General features: G+C 39.8%; 21 protein-coding genes, 1 tRNA gene and 1 pseudogene. 8 read left to right on the top strand and 15 right to left on the bottom strand.

Annotated elements, in window-relative coordinates; genetic code table 11:
• Positions 1–4 precede the first annotated feature (4 nt).
• From FEE42_RS00860 to FEE42_RS00845, 4 genes are all read left to right on the top strand, one after another.
• Positions 5–676, top strand: a complete 672-nt coding sequence (locus tag FEE42_RS00860) for an ABC transporter ATP-binding protein (protein WP_059365300.1) — start codon at positions 5–7, stop codon at positions 674–676.
• Positions 666–1,148 carry a TlpA family protein disulfide reductase gene (locus tag FEE42_RS00855; protein ID WP_059365301.1) on the top strand — a complete coding sequence of 161 codons (483 nt, stop codon included), beginning with the start codon at positions 666–668 and terminating at the stop codon, positions 1,146–1,148. The genes FEE42_RS00860 and FEE42_RS00855 overlap by 11 nt, the downstream gene beginning before the upstream one ends.
• A gap of 18 nt (positions 1,149–1,166) precedes the next feature.
• Positions 1,167–1,484: a c-type cytochrome gene (locus FEE42_RS00850; RefSeq protein WP_059365302.1), complete on the top strand. Its 318-nt coding sequence runs from the start codon at positions 1,167–1,169 to the stop codon at positions 1,482–1,484.
• 108 nt (positions 1,485–1,592) lie between these two features.
• Entirely contained in the window at positions 1,593–2,210 is a 618-nt protein-coding gene (locus FEE42_RS00845) for a hypothetical protein (protein ID WP_059365303.1), read from the top strand.
• A gap of 47 nt (positions 2,211–2,257) precedes the next feature.
• Here the strand turns inward: FEE42_RS00845 and FEE42_RS00840 are convergent, their stop codons facing one another.
• Genes FEE42_RS00840 through FEE42_RS00820 form a run of 5 tightly spaced genes read right to left on the bottom strand, consistent with a single transcriptional unit; the run spans position 2,258 to position 7,053 of the window.
• Complete coding sequence (locus FEE42_RS00840) at positions 2,258–3,364, bottom strand: lytic murein transglycosylase (RefSeq protein WP_059365304.1); 1,107 nt, start codon at positions 3,362–3,364, stop codon at positions 2,258–2,260.
• Positions 3,365–3,390: 26 nt separating this feature from the next.
• A complete protein-coding gene (locus tag FEE42_RS00835; protein ID WP_059365305.1) occupies positions 3,391–4,194 on the bottom strand; it encodes a glycosyltransferase family 2 protein in 804 nt (267 codons plus the stop codon).
• 14 nt (positions 4,195–4,208) lie between these two features.
• The gene (locus tag FEE42_RS00830; RefSeq protein ID WP_059365306.1) at positions 4,209–5,090 is read right to left on the bottom strand and encodes a glycosyltransferase family 2 protein; all 882 of its coding nucleotides are present in this window, start codon (positions 5,088–5,090) and stop codon (positions 4,209–4,211) included.
• Positions 5,083–6,282 (bottom strand): hypothetical protein, encoded by a 1,200-nt coding sequence (locus tag FEE42_RS00825; RefSeq protein WP_164027469.1) that lies wholly within the window; start codon positions 6,280–6,282, stop codon positions 5,083–5,085. Before FEE42_RS00825 ends, FEE42_RS00830 begins: the two co-directional genes overlap by 8 nt.
• Positions 6,283–7,053, bottom strand: coding sequence for a glycosyltransferase family 25 protein (locus FEE42_RS00820; protein ID WP_164027468.1), 771 nt, complete (start codon positions 7,051–7,053; stop codon positions 6,283–6,285).
• 127 nt (positions 7,054–7,180) lie between these two features.
• Here FEE42_RS00820 and FEE42_RS00815 point away from each other — a divergent pair, with 127 nt between their 5' ends.
• From FEE42_RS00815 to FEE42_RS00805, 3 genes are read left to right on the top strand one after another with little or no spacing between them, the layout of a single operon-like run.
• Positions 7,181–8,704, top strand: a complete 1,524-nt coding sequence (locus FEE42_RS00815; RefSeq protein ID WP_164027467.1) for a lipopolysaccharide biosynthesis protein — start codon at positions 7,181–7,183, stop codon at positions 8,702–8,704.
• Entirely contained in the window at positions 8,701–9,660 is a 960-nt protein-coding gene (locus FEE42_RS00810) for a polysaccharide pyruvyl transferase family protein (protein WP_164027466.1), read from the top strand. Before FEE42_RS00815 ends, FEE42_RS00810 begins: the two co-directional genes overlap by 4 nt.
• Positions 9,657–10,400 (top strand): YdcF family protein, encoded by a 744-nt coding sequence (locus tag FEE42_RS00805; protein WP_164027465.1) that lies wholly within the window; start codon positions 9,657–9,659, stop codon positions 10,398–10,400. The genes FEE42_RS00810 and FEE42_RS00805 overlap by 4 nt, the downstream gene beginning before the upstream one ends.
• Before the next feature lie 55 nt (positions 10,401–10,455).
• On the opposite strand, the gene pgi is transcribed toward FEE42_RS00805, so the two are convergent.
• The 4 genes from pgi to pyk all read right to left on the bottom strand — a co-directional run bounded on the left by pgi (position 10,456) and on the right by pyk (position 16,304).
• Positions 10,456–12,105, bottom strand: a complete 1,650-nt coding sequence (pgi, locus tag FEE42_RS00800; RefSeq protein ID WP_164027464.1) for a glucose-6-phosphate isomerase — start codon at positions 12,103–12,105, stop codon at positions 10,456–10,458.
• A 25-nt stretch (positions 12,106–12,130) separates the two neighbouring features.
• Positions 12,131–13,213 carry an alanine racemase gene (alr, locus tag FEE42_RS00795; protein WP_164027463.1) on the bottom strand — a complete coding sequence of 361 codons (1,083 nt, stop codon included), beginning with the start codon at positions 13,211–13,213 and terminating at the stop codon, positions 12,131–12,133.
• Between the two features lie 9 nt (positions 13,214–13,222).
• Positions 13,223–14,629: a replicative DNA helicase gene (locus tag FEE42_RS00790; RefSeq protein WP_059365314.1), complete on the bottom strand. Its 1,407-nt coding sequence runs from the start codon at positions 14,627–14,629 to the stop codon at positions 13,223–13,225.
• A gap of 238 nt (positions 14,630–14,867) precedes the next feature.
• Entirely contained in the window at positions 14,868–16,304 is a 1,437-nt protein-coding gene (gene pyk, locus FEE42_RS00785; protein ID WP_059365315.1) for a pyruvate kinase, read from the bottom strand.
• A 232-nt stretch (positions 16,305–16,536) separates the two neighbouring features.
• On the opposite strand from pyk, the gene FEE42_RS00780 reads away from it, so the two are divergent.
• Positions 16,537–16,613, top strand: a tRNA-Val gene (locus tag FEE42_RS00780).
• 124 nt (positions 16,614–16,737) lie between these two features.
• Here FEE42_RS00780 and FEE42_RS12730 read toward each other — a convergent pair.
• The 6 genes and pseudogenes from FEE42_RS12730 to FEE42_RS12720 form a co-directional block, all read right to left on the bottom strand.
• Positions 16,738–16,920: pseudogene (locus tag FEE42_RS12730) on the bottom strand (RHS repeat-associated core domain-containing protein); the annotation flags it as partial.
• A gap of 438 nt (positions 16,921–17,358) precedes the next feature.
• The gene (locus FEE42_RS00770; protein WP_237184446.1) at positions 17,359–18,369 is read right to left on the bottom strand and encodes an RHS repeat domain-containing protein; all 1,011 of its coding nucleotides are present in this window, start codon (positions 18,367–18,369) and stop codon (positions 17,359–17,361) included.
• 452 nt (positions 18,370–18,821) lie between these two features.
• Positions 18,822–19,226: a hypothetical protein gene (locus tag FEE42_RS00765; protein WP_164027462.1), complete on the bottom strand. Its 405-nt coding sequence runs from the start codon at positions 19,224–19,226 to the stop codon at positions 18,822–18,824.
• Positions 19,227–19,368: 142 nt separating this feature from the next.
• Positions 19,369–19,671: a hypothetical protein gene (locus FEE42_RS00760; protein ID WP_206023155.1), complete on the bottom strand. Its 303-nt coding sequence runs from the start codon at positions 19,669–19,671 to the stop codon at positions 19,369–19,371.
• 11 nt (positions 19,672–19,682) lie between these two features.
• Positions 19,683–20,231, bottom strand: a complete 549-nt coding sequence (locus FEE42_RS12725) for an HYD1 signature containing ADP-ribosyltransferase family protein (RefSeq protein ID WP_164027461.1) — start codon at positions 20,229–20,231, stop codon at positions 19,683–19,685.
• A complete protein-coding gene (locus FEE42_RS12720) occupies positions 20,228–21,094 on the bottom strand; it encodes an RHS domain-containing protein (protein ID WP_164027460.1) in 867 nt (288 codons plus the stop codon). Before FEE42_RS12720 ends, FEE42_RS12725 begins: the two co-directional genes overlap by 4 nt.
• Between the last annotated feature and the right edge of the window lie 2 nt (positions 21,095–21,096).

Below are 21,096 nucleotides of genomic sequence, written 5' to 3'. Positions count from 1 at the left end.
AGCTATGACTCAATTTGTTATTGAAACAAAACATTTATATAAACGCTTCGGTCAAGTGACCGCACTTGAAGATATTAATATTCAAATTAAACAAGGCGAATTTGTTGCCATTATGGGCGCCTCCGGCTCAGGTAAAACGACCTTGATGAACATTCTCACCGGGCTGGACACCGCCAGTGAAGGGAATGTTATTTTAGCCGGCATTGATGCCGCCCAATTAGATGAAATCGGTCGCCAACGTTTTCGTGCGGAAAAAATCGGCTTGGTGTTTCAACAGTTCCATTTGATTCCCTATTTAACCGCCCTTGAAAATGTCATGCTCGCCCAACATTATCACAGCGTCATTGACGAAGCGGCGGCAAAAGCGGTGTTAGAACAAGTGGGATTAGGACATCGTATGGATCACCGACCAAGCCAACTTTCCGGCGGTGAGCAACAGCGCGTTTGCATTGCCCGCGCCCTTGTCAATCAGCCCCCTGTTATTTTTGCCGATGAACCCACCGGTAATTTGGACGAAAAAAATGAGGCATTAATCTTAGACTTATTGCAAGAGTTAAACCGCCAAGGCAGAACCATTGTCATGGTGACCCATAATCCGGAACTGGGCGAACTCACTGATCGTACCATTTATCTGCAACACGGGAAGTTTTTACGGGAAGAACGAAATGAACATTAAACTTTTACTCAAATCACTTTGCTTAAGTGCGGTCATTTTCAGCACCGTTTCTTGTAAAGAAGAAAAGGCAACTCTCGGTAACGCCGCACCTGAACTTGCCGCCTATGATCTACAAGGTAAACAAGTAAACTTAAAAGATTGGCAAGGCACCCGATTACTCACCTTTTGGTCGGAAACCTGCGGTCATTGTATGGCAGAACTAAAAACATTCGAGCAACTTAATAAAGCCTATCCAAATAAAGTCCAACTTATTGCCATCAATGTTGATGGTGAAAATATGGACACCAATGCCGTGGTTGCCAAACATCAACTCACCCAATCGGTGATTAAAGATCAAATGAAAATCACCTCCGAGCGGTATCAATTAGTCGGTACGCCGACTTCTTTTATCATTGATGATAAAGGCTATATTCAAGCTAAATTTGAAGGTAAAATTCCTCAGGAAGAATTGGATAACTTATTCAAAAAATAACAGTTAAAAGGATCATCAATGAAAGGGCTTCATTTATTTCTCGTAGGCTTGCTCTGTATTGCTTTTTTTGCTCAAGCCGAGAGCGCTAATAGTCCTGTTTTCACCAAAGCAGAAAAGATTTACAAACGTTCCTGCGCCACTTGTCACGGGAAAAAAGGCGAGAAAGCGGCAATGGGTGAATCTAAAATCATCAATCAATTAAAAACAGAGGAAATTTCAACCGCACTTTTTGAGCGCAAAAAAGAAAATATCATTGGAGCCGGCAATCCGGCAAAACAACGTTTAAGCGAAGAGGAAATAAAAGCCTTATCCGAGTTTGTCCCTACGCTAAAATAAATTTCTTGAAAAATTTTTAAACTAATCTGAAAATAAGCGGTCTCAGGAATCCGTGGATTTAATCATCCAAGGAATACTTTTTAATTTCAACTTAAAGGATTATTTTTTATGAACAAATTAACAAAAATTACTGCAACTGCATTGTTTGCTTTATTTTTAACTGCTTGTGATAAGGCAGACAAAACGACAGATACGGCTAAACCTGAAGCAGCCCAACAAACAGAGGCGGCAAAAGCGGCTGAAGCTGCACCGGCAATGAGTGCGGAAGCACAAGAAAAAGCGGATTACGAAAAATTAATCGCGTGGAACCAAGAGCAAGGTGTAGTGCAAGCTCAAAATCAGCAAAAACTTCAACAGGAATTAAATGCTGCCGCTGAAGCAAAAGATGAAAATAAAGCAAAAGCTGCAATTGAAGCGTTTAATAAAACTGTTCAAGCAAGCATTGCAAGTTTAGATGCTCTTGATCTGAAATCCGATTTAATCGGCAGTGCAAAAAATCAAACTAAAGAAGTATTGACTCTTGCGAGCCAATTATTGGTTGCTCAAGCAAACGTGAAAACCGAAGCAGATCAAAAAGCCTACGCTGAAAAAGCGGCTGAATTGCAAAACAAAATGCAATCTTTAGCGGAACTTGGCGCACAAATTGAAGCTAAATTCAACCCGGCTCCGGCACAACCGGCTGCACCTAACGCAGAACAACCGGCTCAAGCACCGGCTGCAAAATAATTTACCTAATCAAACCAAAAAACAGCGGTCAATTTGACCGCTGTTTTTTATAACCCTACTCTTTCCTTAATTTGATCGGCAAACATACCGATACTCACAGCAAAATAATTGGATTTATTCCAATCTAAAATCGTGCGGAAATTATTCGACACTAAAAATGCTCTCCCCACCTGTTTATCCGGACGCACAAGCCAAAGATCCGTATGGGAAAGTGCGGTCAGTTTTGCTTGTTCTTCTGCACCAAAACTTGTTGGTATCACACCTTGAGCTTGCCAATCACGCAAAGAACGGGCTTTATTTTTCTCAATACCGGAAAGGGATAAATCAATGGGTTGGGTTAATGTCACTTCGATACCCCAAGGCAATTTATTGTCCCAACCTACGGTATGTAAATAATTTGCAATGGACGCAAAAGCATCAAATTGGTTTGTCCAAATATCTTTTACCCCATCACCGTTACCATCAGCCGCATAATTTAAGAAAGCACTTGGCATAAATTGGGTTTGCCCCATTGCTCCCGCCCATGAACCCAACATTCTAGGGCGCTGAATATAATGACTATCCAGCATTTTCATCGCATTGACGAACTCTCTACTAAACAAGGCTTCACGTCTGCCGTCAAAGGCTAGGGTCGCTAGGGCGGACAGTACATCATAGTTTCCTTGGTAATGCCCGAAACTACTTTCCATTCCCCATAAAGCAAGAATATATTCTTGTTGTACGCCATAACGTCGGCTAGCCTGTTGAAGTGGAAGTTGGACTTCCCAATAACGTTCTTCAGCCACACTCACTTTATTGTTCGTGAGTACTTTATTGAGATAATTAGTGGTCCCCTTCGGATTCAACACCGGAGGTTGGTTTGGATTACGTTTTACTAACCGCCCCATTTGCGCACGATCTAACGCCACGGCTTTTTCCATATACCCAATATTATTTTGTGCATTTAAGGTAGCAAGAGAAACGCCTTCCGCCGCAGCTTTACCTTTTAAAAATTGAACATAATCATTAAAGTTACCCAGTGTGCGCGGCTTAGAATAAACCGCATTACGACTAATTGTAGGAATATTTTTAGCCGATGTGCTTTGACTACTGCCGGAACAGCCTACGAGTAAACAAGATAAAAGTGCGGTTGATAATAACGAAATTTTTTTCATTGGTTTTCTTTCCTTCAACATCATTTTTATTTTCTTAAAAATTTGTTATAAGCCGCTTTTAATAATGAGGTCGGCAATAAACGGGAAGCGGATCGTAAAATAAAAATAAATAATCCTGAGGCGAAATCTTGTATGCCCAAACGATATTTTAATTTAAATAACCGCCACTCCGCCTTAGCCTGATTCAATCCTCGGCGACGTCCGACCATTCCATTGCCTACCCGTGCATAAACTAAAATATCGGGCAAGTTTGCCACCGCTTGTTGCTGTGCGACAAGTTTAATCCATAAATAATAATCTTCTTGCAGATCCTCATACCCCCCGCAATTTATCACCGCACTTTTTTGATATGCCACCGTCATATGGTTAAAAGGACAACGTTTTTGAGTAAATTTCACAATATCCTGTGCTTCTGTCGGCACACGGCGATAGGCAACAATATCATTTACATTTTCACCAAACTCGGCAATTTGTCCGCCAAAAATAATTGTGTCGGGATGTTGTTCGATAAATGCCACCTGTTTGGCAAAACGTTCCGGCACGCAAATATCATCCGTATCCATACGGAAAACCCAGTCATAAGAACAATGTTTCAATCCTTCATTTAGCGCATTGCCTAATCCTTGATTTTTCGGCAATTTAATTAATTTTAACGGTAACTGTTTTTCAAACTCAGCGACAACGCGCTCCAATTCCGGAGTAACCGCCCCATCAAACACTAACACAATTTCATCCGCCTGATGGGTTTGAGCTAACAAACTTTCAAAACATTCCCGTAAAAATCGTGGATTTTCCTTAATATATAAAGACATTAAAACTGAAAATTTCATGACTATCCTTTCTATTACATAAACCGTTTCAAATTCAGAGCCAGTTCCGGCGAAATAAGCACAATCATCGCAAGCACTAATTGTTTAATACTTTTGGTTTGTTTAAAAATATCAAAATAATAATATGCTGCTTTGCGTGACAAATTCATGATATGCGGATAAGCCAAAATATAGCTGGCGTTGATGTTGAAATTATGCGCCTGCTCTGCGGTTTTCACATAGTGTTCACGAATATAATCAATGGCTTTTTCAGTATTGCTGGTGTCCGTTGAAACACTGGCACGTTTTGTATGGAAGGTACAATAAGTCAAAGGTTCGCCTATTTTATAAGGCTTAAACGTTGGATCTTTAACTAATTTCAACAAAAAATCATAGTCTTCCAATGAGCGAAGTGCGGTAGATAATCCGCCAATTTTTAAGAAAAGATCTTTCTTCACCGCCACCATCGGCATACCGCCAATTTTATTCGCCAGTAAGATACGTTCCACACTAATTTCTTGTGGTGGGATCGGCTTGGTCACGTAGCTAAATCCTTCATTGATCATCTCGCATTTCGCCGGATGATAAATAAAATTAATAGCGGGTTGCTCGCTAATCACCTCAGCCAATTTCTCACATTTATTCTCAGCAAATCGATCATCATCGTCCAAAAATAACAACCATTCCCCCGTTGCTGCACGAGCACCGATATTTCGGCTTTCCGCAGCCCCCTGATTGGTCTCATTACGAATCACGTTTACCTTAAAGGGATAAGATTGCTCCACTACAACAGGTTCTTGCGAGTTGTCATCAACGATCACCACCTCAAAATCGTTGTTGGTTTGCTTCCCTAAACTTTCCAATAAAGCGGGAATTTCCGATTTTCGATTGTAAGACGGTACAATGATACTAAACATTTTTTTCCTCATTCTGTACTAAGAAAATACGTTGTTTACCGTGAACGCCAAATAATGACAAAAACATCAACATCACAAACATAATGCCCGGAAAAGCGAAGGTATCGGCTTTAATATTGCAGGCGGTAAGAATCACAAAAGCGGAAAGAATAAATTTCCAACTACCATCAAACCAATTCAGGGCGACTTTGCGTACAAAATAAAATGTGACAAAAAAACAAACCAGTGCGTAAGCTACGCCGCCGTATAAAATTTGGCGTAAAAAACCGGAATCCGTATGGCCATAATAACGCCCGCTCTCTAACTGCCCTGTCATATACATTCCATCACCGCTGATAAATTGTTTCAAGGTCGGCATAAACAGATGATTTTTGACTAAAGTATCAGTGGAAGAACTCACAAAACCGGCGCCGTGCAACAAATTAATGATCGGCTCTAGCGCATGAGCGACATAAGGATTTTTGGGTGCAAAATAAGCCAATCCCAGCACCAATAGCAAAAATGCAATCAACGATGGGACATATCGCCATTTAAAATACACGGCTATACTCACTACGGAAAGCAACAAAAAGGTTCTACCGGAAATCAACCCGATACAGAGCATCAAAAATATAAAAACACTCAGAATACTGCTATGTTTTGCGTTATACGCTAATAAAAAATGGAACAGCATTAAGTAAAATAAACTCAGTTGGAAAAAGGCTGTCGCCGTGATGTTATACAGGCGGTATTCCTGTTCCGAACCATAAAATCTTGCCGGTAACACCGCATTGGTTGAAAGCAAAAAATCCACCAAAAATGACACACCAAACAAGGCTAATATGCCAAATACAAATTGCACCACAACCCCGATTTGTAAATCACGCACAAGCAGCTGTTGCCCATTGGGTATCGCATAGAAAACGTTATAAAACCCAATACCGAAAATAAATAAAATCAGTGATTTCACATACATAATAATCACTGAAAAATCGCTTGTCGTATTGATCAGTAGCGGAATCACACTCAATAAAATTAGTCCTAACAGTACGGCTAAGCTATCCATTGGCACAATAATACCTTGCGTGTTTTTTTTCTTTATATAGCGATAAAACAACACGCCCAAGGCAAGCAAGCCAACCACAAAAGACATACGCACCACATGGAAAAACCACGGATCATAGATATAGAAAAGATTAAAAAGTGCGGTCATTTATTTTCCTAAATTTTTCTGAATTGCCATTATTTTTTTCAGCGGATATTTCATCAGTTTTTTGACAAGATTATTCGCTTGCGAACCGCGAATCGCCTCAAGATTGCTTACTAATTTCGGATTTTCGATCACCATCAGCGGACGAACCACTTGATTCGACAAAGCAAATCGCGTTTCAAATAACAAAAAGTCATCGGCAAGCCAAAAAGGTTTCCCCTGTTCAAGTTGCTTAAGAAAAGCACGGGCGGCAGATTTTTTGATTAAATATCCTACCGTACCGGCAAAATAACTTTTATAGGGATAGGCATAAACCACATCATCTGCTTTATGACATAAAAATGAAAAAGTCGTCGGGTAATTAATTTCCAACTCAGTATCATTAAATTGAGCAATTTTTGATTGCCCGATAAGCACAATCGGCATGGCGTTATTTTGACTTAAAAGTGCGGTCAAATTTTGTTGGAAATTTGGCGCAAGCAAAGCATCATCTTCGCACACTAAGGCGTAATCATCCTCCGCCACCGATTCATCTTCCACGATTAAACGATATACGGCAAGATGACTCAGCGTACAACCGATTTCACCTTTCGTCACTTTACGCCCGTAATGCCGTTCAAATTGAGCCAAATCAAACTGCTGCGCCAATTCTTCCCATTCACGTTGCATTGTATTGATTGCGGAAAATACACAAAAATCCGCCGTATCGGCTTGCGAAAAGAAAAGCGTACGTCGCTGTTCATCTTTATCTAAGGAAATCAAATATTTATTCATTATTATCTCGACTAAAACGGTATCGTCTATTTGATTAATCAAATGGGAAATAGTTGCATAAAAGATTGCTGATTATACTAAAGAAATCTATAATTCCCCACCAATTTTAAGGCGAAAATCAGTCATAATGTCGAACAAAACCATTGCGAAAAATACCCTATTTCTTTACATCCGTATGCTCTTTAATATGGGAGCAATGCTTTATATTTCACGTGTTGTATTACGTGTGCTAGGCGTGGAAGATTTCGGGATTTATAACATTGTCATGGGTGTGGTGATTTTGTTTTCGTTTTTTAACGGTACGATGACGGCAACCACCCAACGTTTTATTAATGTGGAAAAAGCTTCCAATGATTCAAGCCGTGTCAATATTATTTTTAATATAAGTATCTTAAATCATCTCTTTATTATGCTTGTCGTGGCAGTGTTGGCGGAAACCGTGGGGCTTTGGTTTTTAAACCATAAACTCAATATTCCGACAGAAAGAATGCATGCTGCCAATATTGTCTATCAAATTGCTCTTCTCATTGCCCTGATTGAAATTATTAAAGTTCCTTTCAATGCCATGATTGTCGCCCATGAGCGAATGTCATTTTATGCTTGGCTGGGCTTGAGTGAGACGGCATTTAAACTCTCTGCTATCTTTATTTTAATGCAAATTGAACAATACGATAAATTAATCAGTTATAGCCTATTATTACTTGGGGTGAGCCTGCTCGTATTTGTACTTTATGTTAATTTTACCCGCCGCACCTTTTATAGTGAAACCCGTTTTCGTTTCTACAAAGATTTTAGCAAAACAAAGGAAATGGCAAGTTTTTCCGGTTGGATGTTACTCGGGCAAACGGCTTATGTCGCCTCAACACAAGGCTTAAATATGGTCATCAACCTGTTTTTTGGGGTCACCGTCAATGCTGCCGTAGGCATCGCCACCCAAGTGGATAGCGCGATTTATAGCTTTGTGAATAACTTTCAAGTGGCATTTAACCCACAACTTGTGCAATCTTATGCGGCAAAAGATTACGAACGCAATAAAAAGCTTATTCTCGGCACATCAAAATATTCCTTTTATCTCATTGCGATTTTATCCGCTCCGGTACTTTATTTTCCTCACACGTTGCTTACCTTCTGGTTAGGTGATCATTTACCGATATATGTGCAACAATTAGTGCAAATTACCCTGTTATGCTCGCTGATTAGTGCCATGGCGGGATCATTTTGGATGACAGCGTTGGCTATCGGAACAAACAAAATTAAGCAATATAATATTGTCATTGCCATCATTGATCTTTGTACCGTGCCGCTCGCCTATTATTTATTTACTCTCGGTTATAACCCGATCTATGCCTTTATCGGCAGATTTTCTACCGCACTTATCATGCAAATCTACCGTTTCTATTTTATTAACAAAAAAATTCAATTTAACCGAAAAGAATTTGTCACATACTTACTTAATATCGGCATCGTATTTGCCTACTTAATCGGGCTCATTTACTTGTCAGATACCCAGCGCATTTATACTTTCCCTGAATTTCTCGCTAAGGCGGTATTATTGGAATTTGGGCTGATTGCGGTGATGTTATTAATCGGTTTAAATCGGACAGAAAAAGCCTTCTTATTTGGCTATATTTTGAAAAAGGTAAAAAAATGAATTCAACATTAGTTTCGCTAAAGCAACAACTCGCTCCTATTGCGGATTTAATCAAAGATAAAAATGACGTGTTTTACTTTGATTATCCGTTGCATTTGAATGTCGGAGATTTATTGATCTATCACGGAACGGAACAATTTTTTAAAGATCACCATATCCGTGTGAGATTAAAACGTTGTGAGTTTGATATAGATATTAATGAGATAAAACAAAAGATTACCCCGAATACAACGATTTTGTTACACGGTGGTGGAAACTTCGGTGATCTCTACCCGCAACACCAAAAAATTCGAGAGGCAATGATTCAACATTTCCCCAATAACCGTATCATTGTGTTACCACAAACGCTGTATTTTAAAGAGCAAAAAAATCTCGAAAAATCAGCCGCACTTTTCAATCAACACGCAGATTGTTACTTACTTGCCCGTGATGAACGCACAGCGGAAAGTTTCAAACAATTTTCCTCAAATGTGTCATTATCACCGGATATGGCACACCAACTTTACGGCACTTTGCCGACAAAACAAGGCAACACCGGCAAACAACTTTATTTTTTACGCAAAGACATTGAAGCCAGTGACGTAGAAAAAAATATCCTTGCTACCCTGCCGGCAAATTCAAATGTGAAAGATTGGGATGATATTCTCTCCCGTTTAGACAGTATCGTTTTGGCGCTCGGTTGGCGTATAAGTAAATTTGCCAATCAACAAAACTGGGCTTGGTTAAAAAACCGTTTCCATCAATTTTGGTTTGCTTACACCAAACGTATTGTAAATCGCGTCGCCGAGGTATTTTTACAAAATGATCAGGTAACAACCACACGTTTACACGGCCATATTTTCTCCTGCTTACTGGAAATTCCAAACCGAGTATGCGATAACGCTTACGGTAAAAATTCCGGCTATGCCAATTTATGGACAAAAAATATTGATTTTGTGGAAATTGACAAAAAATGATGGAAATCAAAAAGCTCATCACCGCCATGATATTACCGCCATTCAATGTTTTAATTTTATGGCTGGCGGCATTGATTTTGGCAAGGTTTAATTGCAAAAAACTAAGCCGAATTTCGACCGCACTTGGGCTTGCCCTACTTTATATATTGAGTATTCCCTTCACAGCACAAAGCTTAAAAGACAGCTTAATTACGGAAGACAATTTAACACTCAACGACTACAAAAATGCCCAAGCCATCGTGCTATTGGGTGGCGGATTGCGCGATAGCAAAGAGCTTTATGCGCCGCTTGCTTCCACCGCAATTCAGCTTGAACGCTTACGCTATGCGGCGTATTTACAAAAAGAAACGGACTTACCGCTTTTGATTACCGGAGCAAGCCCGAGCGGTGCAATCGAAGCAAAAATTGCAGCGGAAGAATTACAACATTTCTTTCATATACCGACAAATTGGATTGAGCCTAACGCCTTAACCACCAAAGAGAATGCGCTCTTTACCAAACAAATATTGGAAAAAGAGCATATCAATAAAATTATTCTTGTTACCAATGAATGGCATATGCAACGTGCAACCTTGCTTTTCCAACAACAGGGATTTGAGGTGTTACCGGCGAGTGTCGGCGAAGGGATTACGCCTAAAGAATACGGGTTAAATATGATGCATTTTATTCCGCAAGGCGGTGCATTAGCGAAAAATATGCAACTATTGAAAGAATGGATCGGCTACTGGAAAGAAAAATAATCTCTTTCATAAAAAGTGCGGTCAAAATCGACCGCACTTTTCACTCTAATTTATTTTATCGCCACGCTTTAAATTGATTAATCAATCCGTTTGTTGAGCTGTCGTGGCTTGACACATTTTCGCTTCCCGCTAATTCCGGCAGGATACGGTTAGCCAGTTGTTTACCCAATTCCACGCCCCATTGGTCAAAGCTGAAAATATTAAAAATCACGCCTTGAACAAAGATTTTATGCTCATACATGGCGATCAACGCCCCTAAAGTGAACGGCGTAATTTTTTGCACCAAGATAGAATTGGTCGGCTTGTTACCGCTAAACACTTTAAACGGAACAATCTCTTTTACCTCATCTAAGGATTTACCCGCTTTCACAAACTCCGCTTCTACTTCTTCTTTTGTTTTACCAAATGCTAAGGCTTCCGTTTGGGCAAAGAAGTTAGAAAGTAATTTGTTATGATGATCCGCCAATGGATTATGACTTTGTGCCGGTGCAATAAAATCACAAGGAATTAAGGTTGTGCCTTGATGAATTAATTGATAAAAGGCGTGCTGACCGTTTGTACCCGGCTCGCCCCAGATGATTGGGCCGGTTTGATAATGGCTAATGGTGTTACCGTTTCTATCCACATATTTACCGTTTGACTCCATATTTCCTTGTTGGAAGTAAGCGGCAAAACGGTGTAAATATTGATCGTAAGGTAAAATTGCTTCCGTTTGTGCGCCTAAAAAATTAGTGTTCCACAATCCGACAAGCGCTAACGTGGTTGGAATATTCTGTTCGATTGGTGCGGTACGGAAATGTTTATCCATTTCATGCGCCCCGCTTAACAATTGCTCGAAGTTGTCAAAACCAATGGAAAGCGCAATGGATAAACCAATGGCAGACCATAAAGAATAACGTCCGCCAACCCAATCCCAAAACTCAAACATATTATCGGTATCAATACCAAACTCGGCTACCGCTTTGCCATTGGTAGAAAGTGCCGCAAAATGTTTTGCTACCGCACTTTTATCTTGTGCCGAAGCCAATAACCAATCACGTGCGCTTTCAGCATTTGTCATAGTTTCTTGCGTCGTGAAAGTTTTAGACGCAACCAAGAAAAGCGTGGTTTGCGGATTGACTTTTTTCAGCGTCTCTGCAATATGCGTGCCGTCCACATTAGAAACAAAGTGCATTGTGAGATGATTTTTATAAGGGCGTAATGCTTCGGTTACCATATAAGGGCCTAAATCCGAGCCGCCAATCCCGATATTCACCACATCGGTGATTGCTTTACCGGTATAACCTTTCCATTCCCCGGAAATCACACGCTGACAAAAATCCTTCATTTTTGCCAAAACCGCATTCACTTCCGGCATGACATCTTTGCCATCCACCATCACCGGTGTGTTAGCCCGATTGCGAAGTGCGGTATGTAATACGGCACGATTTTCCGTACGGTTAATTTTTTCACCACTAAACATGGCTTCTTTTGCACTGTCTAATGAACATTCTTGAGCCAATTGTCGAAGAAGAGAAAGGGTTTGTTGATTAATGTTATTTTTTGAAAAATCAACTAAGATTTGATCCTGAAAGTTTAATGAATAATCTTTAAAGCGATCTTTTTCTTGTCGGAATAAATCTTGGATAGTGATATTTGCCAACTCGGTTTGGTGAATGTCTAATGCTTTCCAAGCATTAGTCGTCGTCGGATTAATATTTTTCATCGTTATTTCCTCTATTAATTAAAAACTAGTCTACATACTCGGTTATAACGCGTGGCGTTAATTTTGTAATCAATTCATAGCTCAATATACCGGTAAATTGGGCGACGGTTTCAATAGGTAATTGTTTACCCCATAAAATCACTTCATCACCAACCTGATCTTGGCTATCCCAACCTAAATCTACGGTGAGCATATCCATAGACACACGACCGACAATCGGCACGATACGCCCATTTAAATACACGGGAGTACCTTCCGGAACATCGCGCGGATAACCATCGCCGTAACCGATAGCGACAACCCCAATTTTTGTATCGTTCGGGCTTGTCCAAATCCCGCCATAACCGACCGGTTCACCTTTTTTGTGGGTGCGTACGGCAATAAGGGAGGAAGTTAAATTCATTACGGGAGTTAAATTAAATTCTGCGCCCACGGTATCCGTTGGTGAAATACCATACATAATAATCCCAGGACGAATCCAATCCAGATGGGAGGCTTGCCAAAATAAAATTCCCCCTGAGGCAGCAATACTGCGTTCTCCCGATTTATCTTGAGTTACCGATAAAAAGCGATTAATTTGACGTTGTGTATAATCGGATTCCAACTCATCAGCCCGGCTAAAATGACTGACAAAACCTAAGTGCGGTTGAATTTGAGGGAGTTTTTTAAGTTCATGATAAAACCAATCTACCTCATCAAGCGCAACCCCTAAACGGTGCATTCCGGTGTCAATTTTAAGCCACACTTTAATTGGGCTTGGCAGAATTGCTCGTTTTAATGCCTCAAGTTGCTCATGATTGTGAACAATCGTTTCAATATTATTTACCGCAAGAACCGGCAAATCTTTTTCATCAAAAAAACCTTCCAATAACAAAATAGGTTTTGTGATACCGTTTGAACGTAATGCAAGTGCTTCTTCCAAACGCGCTACCCCAAAACAATCAACATCCTTCTCTAAGGTCGATGCCACAAATACCACACCATGCCCATAAGCATTGGCTTTCACCACTGCAATAATCTTACTATTGGGTGCTTTTTGTTTAATCACTGCTAAATTGTGTTTTAAGGCCCGCGAACTAATTTTTGCGGTTGCCGGTTTTACGTTCATTATTTTTCCTTAATAGTCATCATGATATTCACGTTGTTCTGCTAGATTATCGAAACGTGAAAATTGTCCGTTAAACTTCAAACGTACTCGACCAATCGGACCATTCCTTTGTTTTCCGATGATAATTTCCGCTACGCCCTTATCCTCAGAATTATCGTTATAAACTTCATCACGATAGATAAACATAATTAAGTCGGCATCCTGTTCTATGGAGCCCGATTCACGTAAATCCGAGTTTACCGGACGCTTGTCCGCCCGTTGCTCTAAGGTTCGGTTTAACTGAGAAAGGGCAATGACCGGTACCTCCAATTCCTTCGCCAGCGCTTTTAACGAGCGCGAAATTTCCGCAATTTCTAAAGTACGGTTATCGGAAAATGCCGGTGCGCGCATAAGCTGCAAATAATCCACCATAATGAGGCTGAGCCCGCCATTTTCACGATATACACGGCGTGCACGAGAGCGCACTTCCGTTGGTGTTAAGGCGGAAGAATCATCAATATAAAGGTTGTTCTTCTGCTTAAACATACCGAATACACTACTGATTTTATTCCACTCAATTTCATCCAAACCTTGACCGGTACGAATTTTCGTTTGATCCACTCGGGCAAGGGAAGCAATCATACGCATCATAATTTGTTCCGCCGGCATCTCTAAACTAAATACCAATACAGGCTTATCACTTGCCATGGCGGCATTTTCACATAAATTCATCGCAAAGGTCGTTTTCCCCATGGAAGGACGTGCGGCGACAATAATCAAATCGGAAGGCTGAAGACCCGCCGTTTTTCGATCGAGATCCGTAAAACCTGTTGTTACTCCGGTTACACCGGAATGATTTTTTACTTTACTCAAGGTATCAATGCGTTCAATCGTATTCTGTAACACACTAATTACATTTTGCGGCCCTTCATTAGAAGAACTCCGCTTTTCAGCAATGGCAAAAACTTCCCGTTCCGCTTCATCCAAAATCAATTTGATGTCTTGCCCTTTGGGGGAATAGCTTTTTTCCGCAATACGATTTCCCACGGAAATTAATTCGCGCAAAATCGCTTTTTCTCGAACAATATCCGCATAGGCTAAAATATTGATGGCATTTGGCGTATTATTCGACAGCTCGGCAAGATACGCAAAGCCCCCGACCTCTTCACTGATTCCTTTATTTTTTAGTGCCTGATCAAGTGTAATCAAATCAATGGGCGATTGGTTTCGTATGAGATCTTCCATTGCTTGAAAAATTGCGCGGTGTGCAAAGGTGTAAAAATCATCGGCAATTACACGCTCGGCAATGCCGTCCCAATGTTGATTGCTCAACATAATACCACCCAATACGGCTTGTTCGGCTTCAAGGGAATGAGGAGGAATGCTAACTTGTGCAGTTTGTTTATCTGATGAGGTAATTTGCGGTTTCGAGGCCATAGATAATTTGAAATACAAAAAGAATTGGCGTTTATGATACCGCAAATAGAGAGGAGGTTTAAGAAAAAAGTGCGGTCACAAAAAACAAAGTTTTTTGAACGTTGGCTTTGCCAACGGCTCCGAAGGGGTGAATAAATCACTTTAGTGATTTATGCATAATTTTCGAGGCGATTTTATTCCCAAGAGAAAATAAAAAACGGTAGGAAAACCCACCGCTCTTTTTATCTCACCCCGTTTATTACTCAACAATTAAAGTACGGCATACGTTAGTATGCTTCATTAACTCATCACCTTGAGTGAGTAACACTAAATCGCCCGAGCTTAAGTAGCCTTTTTCTTTTAATAACGCGATTGCTGTTTGTGCGCCATTTGAGCTACGAGATTCAGCATCGCTGAATACCGGAGTAACACCACGATATAATGCGCAAAGGTTTAAGGTTTCTTGATTACGGGACAAGGCAAAAATCGGTAAACCCGAACTAATACGGGACATTAATAATGCAGTACGACCGGTATGGGTTAAAGTCACGATTGCTGCAATACCTTTCATATGGTTTGCAGAATACATGGCTGACATCGCAACGGCTTCTTCAATATCATCAAACTCTTTGTCCATACGATGGCGAGACACATTTATGCTAGGCATTTTTTCCGCACCTAAACAAACACGCGCCATTGCTGCAACAGTTTCTGACGGATATTGACCGGCAGCCGTTTCAGCTGAAAGCATTACTGCATCAGTACCGTCCAATACAGCGTTCGCCACGTCCATAACCTCCGCACGGGTCGGCATAGGGTTACTAATCATGGACTCCATCATTTGTGTAGCCGTGATCACTGCACGGTTTAATTGACGTGAACGACGAATTAATTTTTTCTGAACGCCAACTAATTCAGGATCACCGATTTCAACCCCTAAGTCACCACGCGCAACCATGATAACATCAGAAGCCAAAATAATATCATCCATTGCTTCATCACTCGCCACACTTTCGGCACGCTCAACTTTAGCAACGATTTTCGCATTTAAACCGGCCTGTTTAGCAAGTTCGCGCGCATAATCTAAATCTGCACTTGAGCGAGGGAAAGAAACAGCCAAGAAATCAACACCGATACGTGCGGCAGTAATAATATCCGCTTTATCTTTTTCAGTTAAGGCATCTGCAGATAAACCGCCACCTAATTTGTTAATCCCTTTATTATTTGATAACGGCCCACCAACAGTCACTTCAGTGAAAACTTTCGCACCTTCGGTCGATAGCACTTTTAATTGAACACGGCCATCATCTAATAAAAGAATGTCACCGGGAACAACATCTTGAGGAAGGGTTTTATAATCTAGCCCTACCGCTTCTTGATTACCTTCGCCTTTTGGTAATTCCGCATCAAGAATAAATTTATCACCAACATTTAAGAAAATTTTGCCGTCTTTAAAAGTAGAAACACGAATTTTAGGCCCTTGTAAATCCCCTAAAATTGCAACCGTCTTACCTAATTTTTTCGCAATAGAACGAACACGTTCAGCACGCTCAATATGATCTTCAGGTGTACCGTGTGAAAAATTCATACGCACTACATTTGCACCCGCTGCAATAATTTTCTCAAGATTGTTATCGCGGTCGGTTGCTGGCCCCATAGTACATACAATCTTTGTTCTTCTTAGTCTTCTAGACATCATTCTACTCCGTCAATATTTCGCTAACTTAAAAAATAAAACCAACTTACCCAAACATCTTTGAGTAATGTAAATCGGCGCGCATTATACGCCGAAAATCAGCCAAAATCAAAAAAGAGTTCCCGATATCTCCCCCCTATGACTCTGGTTATTTTTTTACCATTTGAAATAATCATTAAAGAAAATTACTTGTCTTCATGAAAAAAACTGTTTATTATCCACCGCATTCAACGCGACTATAGCTCAGTTGGTTAGAGCACCACCTTGACATGGTGGGGGTCACTGGTTCGAGTCCAGCTAGTCGCACCATACCTTATTTCAAACCTGTTCAAAACAGAGAGTGAATAGCTAGATTCATCAGGGATCTAGCTGTTTTTTGTTCGTTTTAGTTCAAAAATTTGATACTGACTAAGATTTTATTACTACATTTTCCTCAAAATAATGCAGATCGAACTAATGTATCCAACTGATTCTGCACCGCTCCCTCAAACCGATAAAAATTCATCCCTCCCGCAAGTCCAATCGGGTCTTGGCTGATAAACCGCCCCGTCATCGGTTCATAGTAACGCAGGAAGTTATAATGTAATCCTGTCTCTTGGTCAATGTATTGGTTCTGTAAGCGGAACGGTTAGTGTGTAGGGTTTGGGTACGACAGTTGCTGTCATAAGTGAGTTGTTCTACATGTGTTTTATCTATTTTTGATGAATAAACTTAAGATATAAGATAGATGAAGTTTTTTAACTTATTAAATTCCATACCTGCTAATCCCGATACTAATAACACATAGGAATATTAACCAAAACAACAGATATATAATAATTAAATTTAATATCCCGTAAAAAATTCTATATTTCTTAATAAAAAACATTACCATTAAAGAAAATATAGAAAAAGGGAAAACCACCTCACTACCAAAAGGAAATAAAAAAACAAAATAAATATGTGATATACAATCAATCTTTAATATTAAAAACAAGTAATTTATTAAAAAAAATACAACCACCAAAATAGCATCAATTAATATAATTTTCTTCAACATAAACTCTCCTTTTTATTAAACAAGAATATCTCTTAGGTTTTTTCTCTTATTATTAATTATTCTATCGTATTCTTTTACAGATTCAGTTTTGAAGTCTTGGCAGTTATTTGTGAATAACCCATAGTTATCGTCATCATACTGTAATCCTTTAGAAAACAGACCATCTTTTCTTGATGATATATTAGCTACAGCTTTTCTCATAATATTATCATCGTAAATATTGGTCGTATCGCATTTATATTTTTTTATTACATTAGGGTCTGTTTCTTTAAATATTCCATGATTTCCATATCCTATATTATCTACATTTTCAAAATTAGAGCTGTCGCCATAGAAAATATGAGTATGATTCATAGCAAGATCCATATTTGTCCCAAGTAATGTCTCAAACTTAATATCTCCAAATTTTGGAACATCTGTTAACAGAGACAATGGTCGAGTACATATTACTGCCAGTCCCAACGGATCAACCCATGCCTGTGCATTAGGCGCAAACTGATAAAAATTCATCCCTCCCTGTAAGCCAATCGGATCTTGTGTCGTAAACCGCCCCGTTATCGGGTCGTAGTAGCGCAGGAAGTTATAGTGTAACCCTGTTTCTTCATCAAAATATTGATTCTGTAAACGGAACGGTTGGTGACCTTGGTTTTGTTGCGTGAGGTGGCGGTCATAGTGTAAGCCGCCCCACGCATCATAACATCCTCGCCAAATCACTTTACCTTGGCTGTCCGTCATCTCCCTCGGGATGCCGATTTGGTCGCAGTGGAAGTAGTTTATCTCGTGATCAATTCGGTTGCCCTGTTCATCCCTGCGGTCAATACATTGCGCCAGCGGCTCGTAGCTGTTCGGATGACGATAGATATAGGTAAAAGTGCGGTCGGTTTCTTGCGAGTTTTTACCTTTTTGAATTTCTTGCACTAAGTGGCTACCGTCCCAAACGAACACGGTGTGGATTTCCAGTTCGCCCTGTTTGTTCCGTTTTGCTTTGGCTATCCGTCTGCCGATGGCGTCATAATATATGCCCAACGTTCGGTATCGTAACGCCCTTTAATCACGGAATTAGATGTCATTTAATCCATAGAGTAATCTATTTGGACTAAATCAAGATTGCTAACAGACATTTTCTTGTGTTTTGTATAAAATTTCACTATTAACTTCAATAATATTATCCGCCTTTAATTCCTAACAATATGAATATCATCGCAATAGCATAGAAAAACAAATAGGATAAGAGGGAAATAAAAATTGCATTGATTATCAAATAAAATATAGATACATCATTAAAATATTTTTTTTTCAAAAAAATTTGGAGTAAAAGAAAAACAAAAGGGGTATATATAAAAAGCAATACATCATTATCTATAATGATCCATAATAAATAATACCAATTTATACCAAAGTCAAATAAAATAAAAACAAAAGATAGAATACATACATATGACAATATGAATATATTAATTTTTTTTAAGATTAATGACTTACCCATTACCCCCCTCCAATTTATAATACTCCTTTTCTACCTCTGTAGCAAAATCTTGGCAATTATTCAAGGCACCATTATATTGCTCATTCCCAAACTGAAATACTTCTTTTTCTGCAACCATCTCCTTACTTAATTTGTATTTCTTAATTTTTCTTGATTTTACATTTTCAACAGCTTTCTTCATCACGTTATCATCAAAATGAGTACTAGAGCATTTATACCCTTTCATAGACTCTTCAGAAAATGTTCCTGTTGTTGTATAACCAATATTTGTACCATCATCAAAAAAGATTTGTTCATGAAATAATCCTAGATCTAATCCTCCCCTAAAGTTTTTATCTAAATCTGTTGATAAAGGAAAATTCTGTAATCGTCTGGTACAAAAACGCGCTAACCCCAACGGATCAACCCACCCCTGTGCATTATCAGCAAACTGATACAGGTTATTCCCCCCCGCAAGCCCAATCGGGTCTTAGCTGATAAACCTTCCCGTTATCGGTTCATAGTAGCTCAGGAAGTTGTAATGTAACGAGAAATTATATTTATAAACTATCTCTAAGTTTCATAAGATCTTTTTCCTCAAGAGAGTATTCTTGTGGAATAAAATGATCTTTATCATCTACACCAACAGTAAAATCCTCCCCCAAAATCTCTTTTTTTTGCATAATGCTCAAAGCATTCCAAAGTGTTTCATAATAAAGCTTATGTATAGTAGGATAGTAATTTTCAACAAATCTATTTATTATTTTTTGATTTGATGCTCTATCAGGATCATGGAATATTTCATTTAACTTATCCAATAATAAATATAATTTTAAAATATCATCTTCAGTTAATTTTTTCATATTTAATACTCCTAATTATTTCTATGGTATGTTGGATTTCTTCCATTTAAATAAAATGGTCCATCATGAGTATATTCGATCGCTTTACTATTAAGAGAATTTAGTCTAGGAACAAACTCTCCTGGACAGGTATCAAAATCTACATAATGTTTAGCTCTTCCCCGTTTTAATTTAAATTTATTTTCAAAATCAGCTGCACTCAATGGTTTTCCCTTTGCAGGGACTGCAAATACTTTATTTTGATCGCTAGGTATAATTACATTCGTTGCTTGAATTCCAGATATCCCCTTAGAATTAGTAAAATGCCTCATTCTGATTTCTTTCTGTCCATTGCATTTTTTCCGCTTTTCCTCCTCGCATTTACTACAAGTATCCGAAGTTAAAAGTGAGCTGACTGCGCCTACGGCAAAAAAACTCAATAATACTGAAGCACTCGCACCCACAGCACAACCCAAAGGTCCCCCCAATGCTCCGGCAGCACATCCTGCAGCTATTTGTGCAGCTGCCCCTGAAACATCAATCCATGCCTGTACATTAGGCGCAAACTGATAAAAATTCATCCCTCCTGTAAGCCAATCGGGTCTTGGTTGATAAACCGTCCCGTTATCGGTTCATAGTAGCGTTGGAAGTTATAATGTAATCCCGTTTCTTGGTCAACGTATTGGTTCTGTAAGCGGAACGGTTGGTGGCCTTGATTTTGTTGTGCTAGGTGGCGGTCATAGTGTAAGCCGCCCCAAGCATCATAGCGTCCGCGCCAAATCAGTTTACCTTGGCTGTCCGTCATCTCCCTTGGCATGCCGATTTGGTCGCAGTGGAAGTAGTTTATATCGTGTTCTAATCGGTGAGGGGTTTCCTCTCGTTCCATCTTCCGTCCGATACATTGCGCCAGCGGTTCGTAGCTGTTCGGGTGACGGTAGATATAGGTAAAAGTGCGGTCGGTTTTTTGTGCGTTTTGGATATTTTGAGCGTTTTGCACTTGAGCCTTATGGGTTTCCTGCACCAGGTGGCTACCGTCCCAGACGAATGTGGTTTGGATTTCAGGCTCGCCTTGTTTGTTTAGTCTCGCTTTGGCTAGCCGTCTGCCGAGTGCGTCATAATAATAAACCCAACGTTCTTTTCGGTAGCGGGTGGTAATCTCGACACCTATCAGACGGTCGTGTAAGTCGTAGCGGTAACTGACCCGATTGTCCCGGTCGTGGGTGGTTTCAAGGGGGTTGCCTAAGCCATCGTAAGTAAAACCCACGCCGGCATAGTGGCTGATTCGGTTGTTTTTGATTATTTGGTTGTCGTACTCAATCAGATTATGTGCCGGGTCAAAACGAAACCGTTCGTCATGTGGTGCACTGCCATTTCTTTCGGTGTGCACATGTTCAATACGTCCTGACGGGTCATATTGATAGATCGATTTGATTTTGTACCGCATCT

The organism is Rodentibacter caecimuris (assembly GCF_010587025.1).
Taxonomy (GTDB): Bacteria; Pseudomonadota; Gammaproteobacteria; order Enterobacterales; family Pasteurellaceae; genus Rodentibacter; species Rodentibacter caecimuris.
The sequence above is the reverse complement of the archived record's forward strand: the minus strand, read 5'-3'. Positions and strand labels throughout refer to the sequence as shown.

What these genes read in the sequence shown, in the direction of transcription:
- FEE42_RS00860 (WP_059365300.1), top strand. Translation starts at nt 5, where the DNA reads ATGACTCAATTTGTTATTGAAACAAAACATTTATATAAACGCTTCGGT.
- FEE42_RS00855 (WP_059365301.1), top strand. Translation starts at nt 666, where the DNA reads ATGAACATTAAACTTTTACTCAAATCACTTTGCTTAAGTGCGGTCATT.
- FEE42_RS00850 (WP_059365302.1), top strand. Translation starts at nt 1,167, where the DNA reads ATGAAAGGGCTTCATTTATTTCTCGTAGGCTTGCTCTGTATTGCTTTT.
- FEE42_RS00845 (WP_059365303.1), top strand. Translation starts at nt 1,593, where the DNA reads ATGAACAAATTAACAAAAATTACTGCAACTGCATTGTTTGCTTTATTT.
- FEE42_RS00840 (WP_059365304.1), bottom strand. Translation starts at nt 3,364, where the DNA reads ATGAAAAAAATTTCGTTATTATCAACCGCACTTTTATCTTGTTTACTC.
- FEE42_RS00835 (WP_059365305.1), bottom strand. Translation starts at nt 4,194, where the DNA reads ATGAAATTTTCAGTTTTAATGTCTTTATATATTAAGGAAAATCCACGA.
- FEE42_RS00830 (WP_059365306.1), bottom strand. Translation starts at nt 5,090, where the DNA reads ATGTTTAGTATCATTGTACCGTCTTACAATCGAAAATCGGAAATTCCC.
- FEE42_RS00825 (WP_164027469.1), bottom strand. Translation starts at nt 6,282, where the DNA reads ATGACCGCACTTTTTAATCTTTTCTATATCTATGATCCGTGGTTTTTC.
- FEE42_RS00820 (WP_164027468.1), bottom strand. Translation starts at nt 7,053, where the DNA reads ATGAATAAATATTTGATTTCCTTAGATAAAGATGAACAGCGACGTACG.
- FEE42_RS00815 (WP_164027467.1), top strand. Translation starts at nt 7,181, where the DNA reads ATGTCGAACAAAACCATTGCGAAAAATACCCTATTTCTTTACATCCGT.
- FEE42_RS00810 (WP_164027466.1), top strand. Translation starts at nt 8,701, where the DNA reads ATGAATTCAACATTAGTTTCGCTAAAGCAACAACTCGCTCCTATTGCG.
- FEE42_RS00805 (WP_164027465.1), top strand. Translation starts at nt 9,657, where the DNA reads ATGATGGAAATCAAAAAGCTCATCACCGCCATGATATTACCGCCATTC.
- pgi (WP_164027464.1), bottom strand. Translation starts at nt 12,105, where the DNA reads ATGAAAAATATTAATCCGACGACGACTAATGCTTGGAAAGCATTAGAC.
- alr (WP_164027463.1), bottom strand. Translation starts at nt 13,213, where the DNA reads ATGAACGTAAAACCGGCAACCGCAAAAATTAGTTCGCGGGCCTTAAAA.
- FEE42_RS00790 (WP_059365314.1), bottom strand. Translation starts at nt 14,629, where the DNA reads ATGGCCTCGAAACCGCAAATTACCTCATCAGATAAACAAACTGCACAA.
- pyk (WP_059365315.1), bottom strand. Translation starts at nt 16,304, where the DNA reads ATGTCTAGAAGACTAAGAAGAACAAAGATTGTATGTACTATGGGGCCA.
- FEE42_RS00760 (WP_206023155.1), bottom strand. Translation starts at nt 19,671, where the DNA reads ATGAAAAAATTAACTGAAGATGATATTTTAAAATTATATTTATTATTG.
- FEE42_RS12725 (WP_164027461.1), bottom strand. Translation starts at nt 20,231, where the DNA reads ATGAATTTTTATCAGTTTGCGCCTAATGTACAGGCATGGATTGATGTT.
- FEE42_RS12720 (WP_164027460.1), bottom strand. Translation starts at nt 21,094, where the DNA reads ATGCGGTACAAAATCAAATCGATCTATCAATATGACCCGTCAGGACGT.